Annotated in this window: 17 protein-coding genes; 16 read left to right on the top strand and 1 reads right to left on the bottom strand. The window is 42.2% G+C overall.

Going from position 1 to position 12,214, the window contains the following annotated elements:
* Nucleotides 1-7 precede the first annotated feature (7 nt).
* The 13 genes from rplR to B1202_RS03760 all read left to right on the top strand — a co-directional run bounded on the left by rplR (nucleotide 8) and on the right by B1202_RS03760 (nucleotide 8,543).
* A complete protein-coding gene (gene rplR / locus B1202_RS03820) occupies nucleotides 8-358 on the top strand; it encodes a 50S ribosomal protein L18 (RefSeq protein ID WP_067762903.1) in 351 nt (116 codons plus the stop codon).
* Between the two features lie 2 nt (nucleotides 359-360).
* Nucleotides 361-858 carry a 30S ribosomal protein S5 gene (gene rpsE / locus B1202_RS03815; protein ID WP_067762902.1) on the top strand — a complete coding sequence of 166 codons (498 nt, stop codon included), beginning with the start codon at nucleotides 361-363 and terminating at the stop codon, nucleotides 856-858.
* 6 nt (nucleotides 859-864) lie between these two features.
* Nucleotides 865-1,041 carry a 50S ribosomal protein L30 gene (gene rpmD / locus B1202_RS03810; RefSeq protein ID WP_005012961.1) on the top strand — a complete coding sequence of 59 codons (177 nt, stop codon included), beginning with the start codon at nucleotides 865-867 and terminating at the stop codon, nucleotides 1,039-1,041.
* Nucleotides 1,042-1,044: 3 nt separating this feature from the next.
* Complete coding sequence (rplO, locus tag B1202_RS03805; RefSeq protein WP_078189271.1) at nucleotides 1,045-1,485, top strand: 50S ribosomal protein L15; 441 nt, start codon at nucleotides 1,045-1,047, stop codon at nucleotides 1,483-1,485.
* A gap of 45 nt (nucleotides 1,486-1,530) precedes the next feature.
* A complete protein-coding gene (gene secY, locus B1202_RS03800; RefSeq protein WP_171262591.1) occupies nucleotides 1,531-2,850 on the top strand; it encodes a preprotein translocase subunit SecY in 1,320 nt (439 codons plus the stop codon).
* Between the two features lie 20 nt (nucleotides 2,851-2,870).
* A complete protein-coding gene (rpmJ, locus tag B1202_RS03795; RefSeq protein WP_000867907.1) occupies nucleotides 2,871-2,987 on the top strand; it encodes a 50S ribosomal protein L36 in 117 nt (38 codons plus the stop codon).
* 107 nt (nucleotides 2,988-3,094) lie between these two features.
* Nucleotides 3,095-3,451: a 30S ribosomal protein S13 gene (rpsM, locus tag B1202_RS03790; protein ID WP_078189269.1), complete on the top strand. Its 357-nt coding sequence runs from the start codon at nucleotides 3,095-3,097 to the stop codon at nucleotides 3,449-3,451.
* A 19-nt stretch (nucleotides 3,452-3,470) separates the two neighbouring features.
* Nucleotides 3,471-3,857, top strand: coding sequence for a 30S ribosomal protein S11 (rpsK, locus tag B1202_RS03785; protein WP_001040166.1), 387 nt, complete (start codon nucleotides 3,471-3,473; stop codon nucleotides 3,855-3,857).
* A gap of 12 nt (nucleotides 3,858-3,869) precedes the next feature.
* Nucleotides 3,870-4,496 (top strand): 30S ribosomal protein S4, encoded by a 627-nt coding sequence (gene rpsD, locus B1202_RS03780; protein WP_078189268.1) that lies wholly within the window; start codon nucleotides 3,870-3,872, stop codon nucleotides 4,494-4,496.
* A 17-nt stretch (nucleotides 4,497-4,513) separates the two neighbouring features.
* On the top strand, nucleotides 4,514-5,521 hold the full coding sequence (locus B1202_RS03775) for a DNA-directed RNA polymerase subunit alpha (protein ID WP_004650465.1): 1,008 nt from the start codon (nucleotides 4,514-4,516) through the stop codon (nucleotides 5,519-5,521).
* 18 nt (nucleotides 5,522-5,539) lie between these two features.
* Nucleotides 5,540-5,905, top strand: a complete 366-nt coding sequence (gene rplQ, locus B1202_RS03770) for a 50S ribosomal protein L17 (RefSeq protein ID WP_005012953.1) — start codon at nucleotides 5,540-5,542, stop codon at nucleotides 5,903-5,905.
* A 216-nt stretch (nucleotides 5,906-6,121) separates the two neighbouring features.
* The gene (locus B1202_RS03765; protein ID WP_078189267.1) at nucleotides 6,122-7,612 is read left to right on the top strand and encodes a flavin-containing monooxygenase; all 1,491 of its coding nucleotides are present in this window, start codon (nucleotides 6,122-6,124) and stop codon (nucleotides 7,610-7,612) included.
* A 247-nt stretch (nucleotides 7,613-7,859) separates the two neighbouring features.
* Nucleotides 7,860-8,543, top strand: coding sequence for an alpha/beta fold hydrolase (locus B1202_RS03760; RefSeq protein WP_078189266.1), 684 nt, complete (start codon nucleotides 7,860-7,862; stop codon nucleotides 8,541-8,543).
* A gap of 44 nt (nucleotides 8,544-8,587) precedes the next feature.
* Here B1202_RS03760 and B1202_RS03755 read toward each other — a convergent pair whose 3' ends face one another.
* A complete protein-coding gene (locus B1202_RS03755) occupies nucleotides 8,588-9,760 on the bottom strand; it encodes an acyl-CoA dehydrogenase family protein (RefSeq protein ID WP_078189265.1) in 1,173 nt (390 codons plus the stop codon).
* A 181-nt stretch (nucleotides 9,761-9,941) separates the two neighbouring features.
* On the opposite strand from B1202_RS03755, the gene B1202_RS03750 reads away from it, so the two are divergent.
* From B1202_RS03750 to B1202_RS03740, 3 genes are all read left to right on the top strand, one after another.
* Nucleotides 9,942-10,199 carry a succinate dehydrogenase assembly factor 2 gene (locus B1202_RS03750; RefSeq protein WP_078189264.1) on the top strand — a complete coding sequence of 86 codons (258 nt, stop codon included), beginning with the start codon at nucleotides 9,942-9,944 and terminating at the stop codon, nucleotides 10,197-10,199.
* Nucleotides 10,192-10,578 (top strand): hypothetical protein, encoded by a 387-nt coding sequence (locus tag B1202_RS03745; RefSeq protein WP_078189263.1) that lies wholly within the window; start codon nucleotides 10,192-10,194, stop codon nucleotides 10,576-10,578. Before B1202_RS03750 ends, B1202_RS03745 begins: the two co-directional genes overlap by 8 nt.
* Nucleotides 10,579-11,097: 519 nt before the next feature.
* Nucleotides 11,098-12,180, top strand: coding sequence for a hypothetical protein (locus B1202_RS03740; protein ID WP_078189262.1), 1,083 nt, complete (start codon nucleotides 11,098-11,100; stop codon nucleotides 12,178-12,180).
* Nucleotides 12,181-12,214: the final 34 nt, after the last annotated feature.

Raw genomic sequence — 12,214 nt, 5'->3', positions numbered from 1 at the left:
GGTTCTTATGAACGAAAAGAAACAATCCCGTTTGCGTCGTGCGAAAAGCACACGCTTGCACATCCGTGCATTGGGTGCGACTCGTTTGTGTGTAAACCGCACTCCGCGTCACATCTATGCTCAAGTTATCTCTGCAGATGGTGGAAAAGTATTAGCGCAAGCTTCTACTTTAGACGCTACTCTACGTGCTGGTACTACTGGTAACGTTGAATCGGCTCAGAAAGTTGGTGCTTTAATTGCAGAACGTGCTAAAGCGGCTGGTGTAACTAAAGTTGCATTTGACCGTTCTGGTTTCAAATATCATGGTCGTATCAAAGCCTTGGCTGATGCTGCTCGTGAAAACGGCTTGGAGTTCTAATCATGGCTAAAGTTGAACAAAACGAAGGTCTTGTTGAAAAGCTGGTTGCCGTTGATCGTGTAGCCAAAGTTGTTAAGGGTGGTCGTATCTTCTCTTTCACAGCATTAACTGTTGTGGGTGATGGTAATGGTCGCGTAGGTTTTGGTCGTGGTAAAGCACGTGAAGTTCCAGCTGCTATTTCTAAAGCACTTGAAGCTGCTCGTCGCAACATGATTACTGTTGACCTTGTTGACGGTACTGTTCAGCACCCTATCAATGCTCGTCACGGTGCAAGCCGCGTTTACATGCAACCTGCTTCTGAAGGTACTGGTGTAATTGCTGGTGGCGCTATGCGTGCAGTTTTAGAAGCTGTAGGTGTACGTAACGTATTAACTAAGTGTTATGGTTCTACTAACGCTGCTAACGTAGTAAACGCAACTTTTAACGGTTTGCGTGATATGACTTCTCCTGAGAAAGTTGCTGCGAAACGTGGTTTATCAGTAGCACAAATTCAAGGGTAATCAATCATGAAAACGATTAAAGTTACCCAGACTAAATCTTCATCGCACCGCTTGAAAAATCACAAGCTTAGCCTTAAAGGTTTAGGTCTGCGTCGTATTGGTCATACAGTTGAAGTGCAAGATACGCCTTCTAACCGTGGTATGATCAACCAAGTTTACTATATGGTTAGTGTAGAGGAATAAGCCATGACTCTGCGTTTAAATACAATTGCACCTGCAGAAGGTGCTAAGCGTGACAACCTTCGTTTAGGCCGTGGTATCGGTTCTGGCGTTGGTAAGACTGGTGGCCGTGGTGTCAAAGGTCAAAACTCACGTAAGAGCGGTGGTACACGTCCTGGTTTCGAAGGTGGTCAAACTGCGTTATATCGTCGTTTACCTAAATTCGGTTTCACTAGCCAAATGGCTTTGAAAACTGCTGAAGTACGTTTATCAGAACTTGCTAAAGTTGAAGGCGACATCGTGTCTCTTGAGACTTTAAAAGCTGCTAACGTTGTACGTAAAGATATGTTACGTGCACGTATCGTACTTTCTGGTGAAATTACTCGTGCGTTCACTGTTCAAGGTGTTGCATTGACTAAAGGCGCTAAAGCTGCTGTTGAAGCTGCTGGCGGTAAAGTCGAGGAGTAATCCCCAGTGTCTATGACTCCTAGTTCGACAGGTCATGTTAACATGATGAAAGGCCAACCTTTTCATGTGAAATATCGTGAAATTATTCGCCGTATGATGTTCCTCATCGGGGCGTTGTTGGTTTTTCGACTGGGAGCACATATTCCAGTACCGGGCATTAACAATGCCGCACTAGAGAATCTGTTTAATGCAAACCAAGGTACGATCCTTGGTTTGTTTAACATGTTCTCAGGTGGTGCATTAGAGCGTATGTCAATTCTTGCTCTTGGGATTATGCCGTATATCTCTGCATCGATTATCGTGCAGTTAATGTCTACGGTTGTTCCTTCGCTGGAAGCTTTAAAGAAAGAAGGCGAACAAGGTAAGCGTAAGATCAATCAATATACGCGACAAGGCACATTGTTTCTTGCACTTGTGCAAGCCGTTGGGATGTGTGCAGGTCTGATTAGTCAAAATATTACTTTGACTAGTGGACTTGCTTTTTACGTTCCTGCTGTAACTTCTTTGGTTGCAGGTACAATGTTCCTGATGTGGTTAGGTGAGCAAATTACTGAGCGTGGAGTAGGGAATGGTATTTCCATGATCATCTTCGCTGGTATCGTTGCTGGTTTGCCGAACTTGGTTCTGCAATCTTTAACCTCAGTAGATAATGGCCAATCAAGTTTAATTGGTCTTGCAATCTTTGCATTGCTGTCTATTGCAGTGTTAGCAGCAATTGTGTTTATTGAGAAGGCGCAGCGTCGTATTCCGGTAAACTATGCTCAAAAACAACAAGGTCGTCGTGTATTTACCGCTCAGCAAACACATTTGCCATTAAAAATTAATATGGCGGGTGTGATTCCTGCAATTTTTGCGAGCTCATTGCTATTGTTCCCAGCGAGCTTAGGTCAATGGGTTGGCAGTGCAGATCCAAATGCTGGTGTGATTAAACGTGGCCTACAAGATTTGGCACTCGTATTGTCGCCGGGTCAACCGATGTATTTGGTGCTATTTGGTGCATTAATTATCTTCTTCTGTTACTTCTATACTGCGCTAGTATTTAGCCCGAAAGAAGTGTCAGAGAATTTAAAACGTAGTGGTGCTTATGTACCGGGTATTCGTCCTGGTGAGCAAACTGCACGCTATTTAGATCATATTTTGAATCGTTTGACTTTTATTGGCGCGGTTTATATCACAATCATCTGTTTAATGCCGATGATTCTACAAAGCTCATTTGGTATTCCATTTAGCTTAGGTGGTACGTCTTTACTGATCGTAGTGGTAGTGGTGATGGACTTTATGGCTCAGCTCCAAGCTCATCTCACATCGCATCAATATGACAATCAATCGTTAATGCGTAAAACGACTGCTCATCCGAAAGGATAAGCGCACTTAGAGGTTTCATTATGAAAGTTCAAGCTTCTGTAAAGAAAATTTGTGGTAGCTGTAAAGTTATCCGTCGTAATGGGGTTATTCGCGTAATTTGCAGCGCAGAACCTCGTCATAAGCAGCGTCAAGGTTAATCTGATCAAGACCTGTTGATTTCAGTAGGCTAATTAGGTTATTATCCGCCCCTCAAAGATTTTGTCGGGCGGTTGATTATCTTAACTGCCTTTTTGGAGAAAATTGAATGGCTCGTATTGCCGGTGTAAACATTCCGGATAACAAGCATGCTGTTATCTCTCTAACGTACATTTTTGGTATTGGTCGCCACACTGCAAAAGCTATCTTAGCTGCTGCTGGTATTGCACCAACAACTAAAATTCGTGAATTAGATGACGCTCAGCTTGATGCGATTCGTGCAGAAGTTACTAAGGTTCCTACCGAAGGTGATTTACGTCGCGAAATTTCCATGAACATTAAACGTTTAATGGATTTAGGCTGCTACCGCGGTCTTCGTCATCGTCGCAGCTTGCCTGTCCGTGGTCAACGCACCAAAACTAACGCACGTACCCGTAAAGGTCCGCGCAAACCTATTAAGAAATAAGATTTCTGGAAGCTAAAAGATGGCTAAAGATACTCGCACACGCAAGAAGGTCACTCGTACCGTCTCTGAAGGTGTTGCACACATTCACGCTTCTTTTAATAACACCATTGTGACTATTACCGATCGTCAAGGTAATGCACTGGCTTGGGCTACCTCTGGTGGACAAGGCTTCCGTGGATCACGTAAATCAACTCCGTTTGCTGCTCAGGTAGCTGCTGAAGTTGCTGGTAAAGCTGCTTTAGATTACGGTTTGAAAAACTTGGACGTCCTTGTAAAAGGTCCTGGTCCAGGTCGTGAATCTGCGGTTCGTGCTTTAGGTGCAGTGGGTTATAAAATTAACAGCATTACCGATGTGACGCCAATCCCGCACAACGGTTGCCGTCCACCTAAAAAACGTCGCGTGTAAGGAGAAACATTCATGGCTCGTTATATTGGTCCAAAATGCAAACTCTCTCGCCGCGAAGGGACAGACCTGCAATTAAAATCTGGCGTTAAACCATTTGACGTCAAAACAAAAAAAGCTGCTAAAGCACCTGGCCAACATGGTGGCGCTCGTGGCGGCAAACAATCTGAGTACTCACTACAATTACGTGAAAAACAAAAAGTACGTCGTATGTACGGTGTTTTAGAGCGTCAATTTAGTAACTACTACAAAGAAGCTGCTCGTGTTAAAGGCGCAACAGGTGAAAACTTGTTGAAACTTCTTGAAAGCCGTCTAGATAACGTTGTTTATCGCATGGGTTTTGGTTCTACACGTGCAGAAGCTCGTCAGCTTGTATCTCACCGTTCAATCACTTTAAATGGTCGTCGTGTTAACATCGCGTCTATCCAAGTTAAAGCTGGTGACGTTGTTGCAGTTCACGAAGGTGCTAAACAACAATTGCGTATCAAAAACGCAGTTGAGTTAGCGACTCAACGTGGCATTCCAGCTTGGATTGAAATTGATCATTCTAAATTGGAAGGTACGTTCAAAGCTGCACCAGATCGTTCTGATTTACCTGCTGAAATCAACGAAAGCTTGATTGTAGAATTGTATTCTAAATAATCCTTGAGGTAGCAATAATGACGCGTACTGCAAATGAGTTTCTAACTCCGCAAGCGATCAAGGTCGAAGCGGCAAGCGGGACCTCGGCAAAAGTTATTCTAGAACCATTAGAGCGTGGCTTTGGTCATACTCTTGGTAATGCTTTACGTCGTATCCTTTTGTCTTCTTTACCTGGCGCAGCCGTGGTTGAAGTAGAGATTGAAGGTGTCGAGCACGAGTACAGTACTTTGGAAGGCTTGCAGCAGGACATCGTCGAGCTCTTGCTGAACCTAAAAGGATTGTCTATTAAGCTGTTCGATCAAAATGAAGCTTATCTGACATTGGAAAAACAAGGTCCTGGCGACGTTACAGCTGCTGACCTTCGTTTACCACACAATGTTGAAGTGGTTAACCCTGAACACTTGATCGGTACTTTAAGTGCTTCTGGCTCATTAAAAATGCGCCTGAAAGTTTCTCAAGGTCGTGGTTATGAGACTTCTGATTCACGCTTCCCTGAAGGCGAAACTCGCCCAGTGGGTCGTTTACAATTAGATGCTTCTTACAGCCCAATCAAACGTGTGTCTTACACAGTGGAAAACGCTCGTGTAGAACAACGTACTGACCTTGATAAATTGATCATTGATCTTGAAACCAACGGTACTGTTGATCCTGAAGAAGCAATCCGCAAAGCGGCAACAATCTTGCAACAACAAATTGCAATTTTTGTTGATCTTCAGAAAGATCAAGCACCAGTTGCTCAAGAGCCTCGTGAAGAAGTTGATCCGATTTTGCTTCGTCCAGTAGATGATCTAGAGCTTACTGTTCGTTCTGCTAACTGTTTGAAAGCAGAAAATATTTACTACATTGGCGATCTTGTTCAACGTACTGAAGTTGAGTTGCTTAAAACTCCTAACTTAGGTAAAAAATCGTTGACTGAGATTAAAGATGTTCTGGCATCGAAAGGCTTGCAATTGGGCATGCGTTTAGAGAACTGGCCACCGGCTAGCCTCCGCATGGACGATCGCTTTGCTTATCGTAGCCGTTAATTAAGTAGGACTATCACCATGCGTCATCGTAATAGTGGTGTGAAATTAGGCCGTACAAGCAGTCATCGTAAAGCGATGTTCCAAAACATGGCTAATTCTTTGTTCGAACACGAGTTAATTAAAACTACTGTTCCTAAAGCAAAAGAATTACGTCGTGTTGCTGAGCCTTTAATCACTTTAGCTAAAGTCGATTCTGTAGCAAACCGTCGTTTAGCGTTTGCTCGTACTCGTTCAGCTGCAACTGTTGGTAAATTATTTACCGTTCTTGGCCCTCGTTACAAAGAACGTAACGGCGGTTATCTACGTGTTCTTAAAGCGGGCTTCCGTGCAGGTGATGCTGCACCAATGGCTTACGTTGAGCTAGTAGATCGCGAAGTTAACTAATTTCGTGAAGAGCAGCGTACGTTGTTCTAAAAAAGGTCGGTTTTTAACCGACCTTTTTTAATGCCTGCAGTTTTGTGTTGGCTGTATATTGTTAGACAATAATTCAATTTGTCCTTAAAAGATAAAAATAAATCGCCTTTTGCTTAAACTTGACATTGTGCATTGTCAAAAATGTGATTTAATAAATATAAATCTAAGATAGGTTAAAAGAACAACATGGAAAAACAAGTTGATATTCTCATTGTAGGTGCAGGGATCTCCGGTGTAGGTTTGGCTGCGCATCTTTCAAAAAATTGTCCAAATCGTTCATTTGAAATTATTGAACGTCGTGAAAGTTTCGGTGGTACATGGGATCTTTTTAAATATCCGGGTATTCGTTCTGATTCGGACATGTCAACTTTTGGCTTTAATTTTAAGCCGTGGAAAAAATCTAGTGTGCTTGCAGACGGGCCTTCGATTAAAGGCTATCTTTCTGAAGTGATTGATGAATATAAGATTAAAGAAAAAATTCATTTTCAGCACCGCGTTGTGAGTGCGAACTACGATTCACAAACTCGTAAATGGTCTGTTGTTATTGAAGATGCGAAGAAGAAACAACAAACCTGGGTTGCAAATTTCGTCTTTGGCTGTACGGGTTATTATAATTATGACCAAGGTTTCCAACCTGAGTTCGCAGGGCAGGAAAATTTCAAAGGTACTTTTATTCATCCACAGCATTGGCCTGAAAATTTTAATTATGCAGGCAAAAAAGTGGTGATTATTGGTAGTGGCGCAACAGCAATTACCCTTGTACCAGCTATGGCAAAAGGCGGTGCAGGGCATGTGACTATGCTACAGCGCTCTCCGACCTATATTGCCTCAGTGCCTTCTATTGACATCATTTACGACAAAATGCGTAAAGTATTACCTGAAGATGTTGCTTATAAACTTACCCGTGCACGAAATATCGGTGTCCAACGGGCTGTTTATGCTGTTGCACAAAAGCAACCTAAATTACTCCGTAAATTTTTATTAAAATCAATTGAGTTGCAGTTGAAAGGTAAAGTGGATATGAAGCACTTTACCCCAGATTATAATCCTTGGGATCAGCGCCTTTGTGTGGTGCCAGATGGTGATTTGTTTAAAATTTTACGCGAAGGCCGTGCATCTGTTGAAACCGATCAAATTGAAAGTTTTACTGAAAATGGCATTCAATTGAAATCAGGTAAACATTTAGAAGCGGACGTGGTGATTTCAGCTACAGGACTCAACATTCAAATTCTAGGCGGCATCAGTGCCACAATCGATGGTCAGCCACTGAATACCTCTAAGCATATGCTGTACCGTGGCGTGATGGTCAGTGATGTACCAAATATGGCGATGATTATTGGCTATATTAATGCTTCATGGACATTAAAAGTCGATATTGCTTCTGAATACATTTGTAAATTGATTAACTATATGGATCAAAATGGTTACAACCAAGTGATTCCACAAGGTGATGCGACCGAGTTGTTAGAAGATACCGTGATGGGAAGTTTGACTTCAGGCTATATTGCACGTGCAGTAGATGTGATGCCAAAACAGGGTAAACATGCACCGTGGAAAGTCAGCAATAACTATTTAGCAGATCGTAAAGAATTAAAGCATGCTTCATTTGAAGATGGAGTGCTGAAATTTGAAAAAAAGTCTGATCAACTAGCGGCTAAACCCAGATTAGTTTCTTAAGTCAGTTATAGAAAAAGGAGCATCATGCTCTTTTTTTTTGCTTTAGATGTGTGACTTTAGGGTTTTATTTGATGCGCATTATTTGTTGAAAAATATATCATGTTGAAAATAAGGAAAAGCACACAGGGTTAATGTGAATATTCAAGTACATTCAGAATTTATAAAAGTAAACAATTTTGAGCTATATACCAAAGTTTGGTAGCCTGAAACTGCAGATAAAGCTGCAACTTTGGCCCCGATTATATTGATGCATGATTCACTGGGGAGTGTGAATTTGTGGCGTGATTTTCCTGCGCAATTGGCTGCTGAGTCTGGCAGAACGGTAATAGCCTATGATCGGTTGGGTTTTGGCCGATCATCAGCGAATCCTCATCTATTAAGTAATGATTTTGTCTATGCTGAAGCACAGCAAGGCTTTAAGGCGCTTCTTCAACATTATTCCATTCAACAGTTTATCGTGATGGGACATAGTGTCGGTGGGGGAATGTCTGTCGTGATTGCCAGTGAATATGCTGAACAATGTCGAGGTCTGATTACCATAGCCGCACAGTATGAAGTGGAAGAACTGACATTATCGGGTATACGTGAAGCCAAAATAGGGTTTGCGCAGCCGGGACAGCTTGAACGTTTGGCTAAATACCATGGGAATAAAGCTCAATGGGTTTTGGATGCTTGGACTGAAACATGGCTTTCACCAAGTTTTCGTCAATGGAACCTCCAGCATTATGTTGGAAAAGTACAGTGTCCGAGCTTGGTTATTCATGGAGAACTGGATGAATACGGGACGACAGCACAAGCTCAGAAACTTTTTTCTGGGATTCAAGGTGATGCGGAGCTAGAGATTTTGGATGGGCTTCATCACATGCCGCACAAAGAGCAACCCGCATTGGTCACCGCACTGATCTGTGATTTCATGAATGATTTAAGTTGATATCGAAAGAATGTAAAAAGCCCATCTGATGATGGGCTTTGTTGTTATAAAGAGCGGGAAATTAGCTCTTTCATAATTTCATTGGTACCGGCATAGATACGATTGGCGCGGTTATCGATATAAGCCCGTGCAATTGGATATTCAAGCATATAGCCATAGCCACCATGCAACTGCAGACATTCATCCACGACTTTGGAAAACATCTCTGAAATTTTGTATTTAGCAGCGGCTGCAGCATCAATACCGAGCTGTTCATCAAGTTGTAGTTCCATACAGCGATCTAGATAAGCTCGACAAAAATCGATTTCAGTGCGTAGTTCTGCCAATTTAAAACGGGTGTTTTGAAAACTTGATACCGTTTTGCCAAATGCCTTACGCTCTTTGGTGTATTGAACAGTGTGTGCAAAGGCTGCTTCTGCACCGGCTTGGCAAATAATCGCAACCAACATGCGCTCCCATGCCAATTCCTTCATCAGCATCATAAAGCCCATACCTTGCATGCCGAGTAAGTTGCTTTTAGGGACGCGGACATTGTCAAAGAACAGTTCACAGGTATCCTGACCTTTCATGCCAATTTTGTTTAAAGGTTTGCCTTTACTAAAACCGACGCGATCTGCCTCGACGATAATTAGCGATAAATTGGCTGAACCTTTTTCACTATTGCCTGTTTTACAGACCACAATCGCCATGTCACATAAATAGCCATTGGTGATAAAGATTTTTGACCCATTAATAATATAGTCATCACCATCTTCTGTAGCTGTCGTGCGTACGGCTTGTAGGTCTGAACCTGTGCCCGGTTCGGTCATTGCAATGGCAGTCACGGTTTCGCCAGATGCCATTTTCGGCAGCCAATGCAGCTTTTGTTCTTCATTGCCAAAGTTATGAATATAATTGGCCACGATGTCTGAGTGCAGTGAAAAGCCGGTAGAGGAGTCCATAGCATAGGCCTGCTCTTCAATCAGAATCATGCTATAGAGTCGGTCTACACCATAGCCACCGTAAGCTTCGGGCATGGTCGGGCAAAGCAAGCCCATGGCACCAGCTTTATTCCATAAGTCACGGTCAACATGTTGTTGTTTTTCATATTTTTCGATATTGGGTACAACTTCTTTTTCATAAAATTTTCGTACTGTTTCACGAAATGCATCATGTTCTGCATTAAATAATTGACGTGGCAGCATGTTATTGAGTGGGCGAATCGCTCCAGATTGCATTTTGAATATCCTATTCATTTTTATGGCTTTGTCTCAACTTATAAGATGCAGCGAGTGACTGCAATGTGCAGAACATTCAAAAGCAGGAAATGCGATGAAGCATTCGGTCAATCTTTGAAAACACTCCACTTCAATGGGGTGGATGGGTTACACTAGGCGGGTTCAACGATTGGGGAAGACAATGACTGATGAAATCAGCTTAGAAGAGCGTAAAGTGATCTACCGCGCACGTCGTGGTTTAAAAGAGATTGATGTTTATTTTGATCCCTACGTCAAAAATTACTATTTACAAGCCGATGCAGCTGAAAAAGACATGTTTGCAGAACTCGTTGCTGCAGAAGATCCAGATTTGTTGGATTGGTTTATGGAAGTCAGTGAACCACCACGTCCTGAATTAAAAACGTTTATTCAAAAATTAAAACACTACGTTCATGGATAATCGGCAATTCAAACTGAAACGCAGTTTTTTATCGCATGCGTTTCAGTTTTTTATTTTTGCGGTATTGATGACGCTGCTTTATCAGTTACTAACACCCATGCTTTGGGGGATATTTTTCCTCATCGGGCTAGTGGTTTATGTTCTGTTTTTCCGTAAGCATTTACACGTCACCAGTCTAGATTATTTGGATGGAACTGATTGGTCTTTGCAACGACTCAACCGTCCGGTGCAACGCGTTCAAATTAGCCATATTTTGGATCATCAAATGTATATCGTGGTGTATTTTATGCATGCGCGTGCAAAACCGGTGATTATTTGGCGGGATCAATTGTCATTGAAACAGTGGAAATCACTCAAAGTATTGGCCAAAATGATCTAATTGTTAGACAGCCTGTATTTTTAAAATTCAATAAAATGTAAATATTTCATTATCTTATCTTGTAGGTAAAATAATCTTGTCTGACAGGATTGGATTTTATTGGCAAAATATTTAAATTGTCAGACAATTTTAAGCTGTGCGGTGATTCTCTGCCTATATATTAGCCTTACCAACAGCCGTTAAAGGAAATCATCATGATGATGCCAACTTGGATGTTTCTGGTAATAGCGATTGTGTTAGCAATTGTTATAGGACGACTAGGAACAGTGCTGAAGGAACAGTTAACTCAAAAATAAGCAGTCAAACGCTTTCACAGTTAATAAGTAGCATGTGCCGAACCGTCGCTATGCTACTTTTTTTTGCCTAAAATTTAGTCTTTCTAAAAAATCAGTCAATTGCATTCAGCGTGATTCGTGGCACAGTGTGTCGTTCAAATTAGAGCAAATACTCTTTTATTCATTTTTTGCTTCTGATATGTTTGTCGTGATGGACATAAACACAATTATAGAGGACAGGAAAATGTCGAGCGTCCAAAAAATATGCCAGGGTGTGGCAGTTGTAGCAATAACAAGTACATTATTCGCGGGTTGTTCGCAGGTTGTAAAAACCGGTGCTAATGTTGCACTCGGATTTACCGAAAAACATATTGTGCCACCAATTTTAGCCATGGAAGATGCTGAAATGGTGTGTAATTCAGGTAATTCATTAACTCCAGCAATTATGGCCACCAAAGATATGGGCGCAGACCCAACACGTGTGGCTGTGTTGATGTATTCAGCAGCAGGGATTTGTGCAGAACAAAAAGCCTTGGACGCAGAGTTACGCTATTTACGTGCATCTAAAGCCAACCAAGTGACCGAAGCACAGGATGCCCGTGTTGAGCAAAAGCGTTGGGCGGCACTTGCGGCACAGCGTCAATATACCGGCTATCAATTATTTCAAGATCGTTTTGAAAAGAAGTATAAGAAAAGTCTAGGTGAAGGCTGTCCAAAAATGAACAGCGACATTGACCAAACAGTGTATATGTTGGGAATGTTAAGTGGCTTACAGGCCATGACAAATGATATTAACTCAGGTGGGGCGGTAAACGTTCCTAAAGACATTGCTGCCATCGTTGAACGCGGTATGGTGTGTCTGAATAATGAAAAATTCTGGGGCGCACCAAATGCAACCCGCGCTGTGATCTGGACGTTATTGCCGGGTGCAGGAGATGGAAAACCTGATCCCTACCAAACCTTAAAACAATCCGCGCAAATTGGTGAGCAAAAAGGCGTAAGACTGTCACATGCGTTATATGCAGTTGCTGCACAAGCCAGTGGCGATGATGCGAAAATCCGTGATGCCTTACGTACCTTTGCACAGGCGCGTAGCGATGAAAAACCTGTTAATCCACAATTTAAGCTTATCGACAGTATGGCTGAAAGCATGGTGAAAGGGATTTCAGATCGTTATTGGACTGAACATACAGGCGTTCGTACCGGTGATGATGGTATGGAACATTTCTGGGATGAAAGTGCCAATAGTTCCGAGCTTGATGATTTGTTTAGTGGTGATGCTGAAAGCAGTGGTACTACTGAAACCAGTGGTGCTGCAACAAATTAATAAAGCATGTAGTCCAAATGTGAGGTACAGGAGG

The organism is Acinetobacter amyesii (assembly GCF_002018365.1).
Classification (GTDB): Bacteria; Pseudomonadota; Gammaproteobacteria; order Pseudomonadales; family Moraxellaceae; genus Acinetobacter; species Acinetobacter amyesii.
The sequence above is the reverse complement of the archived record's forward strand: the minus strand, read 5'-3'. Positions and strand labels throughout refer to the sequence as shown.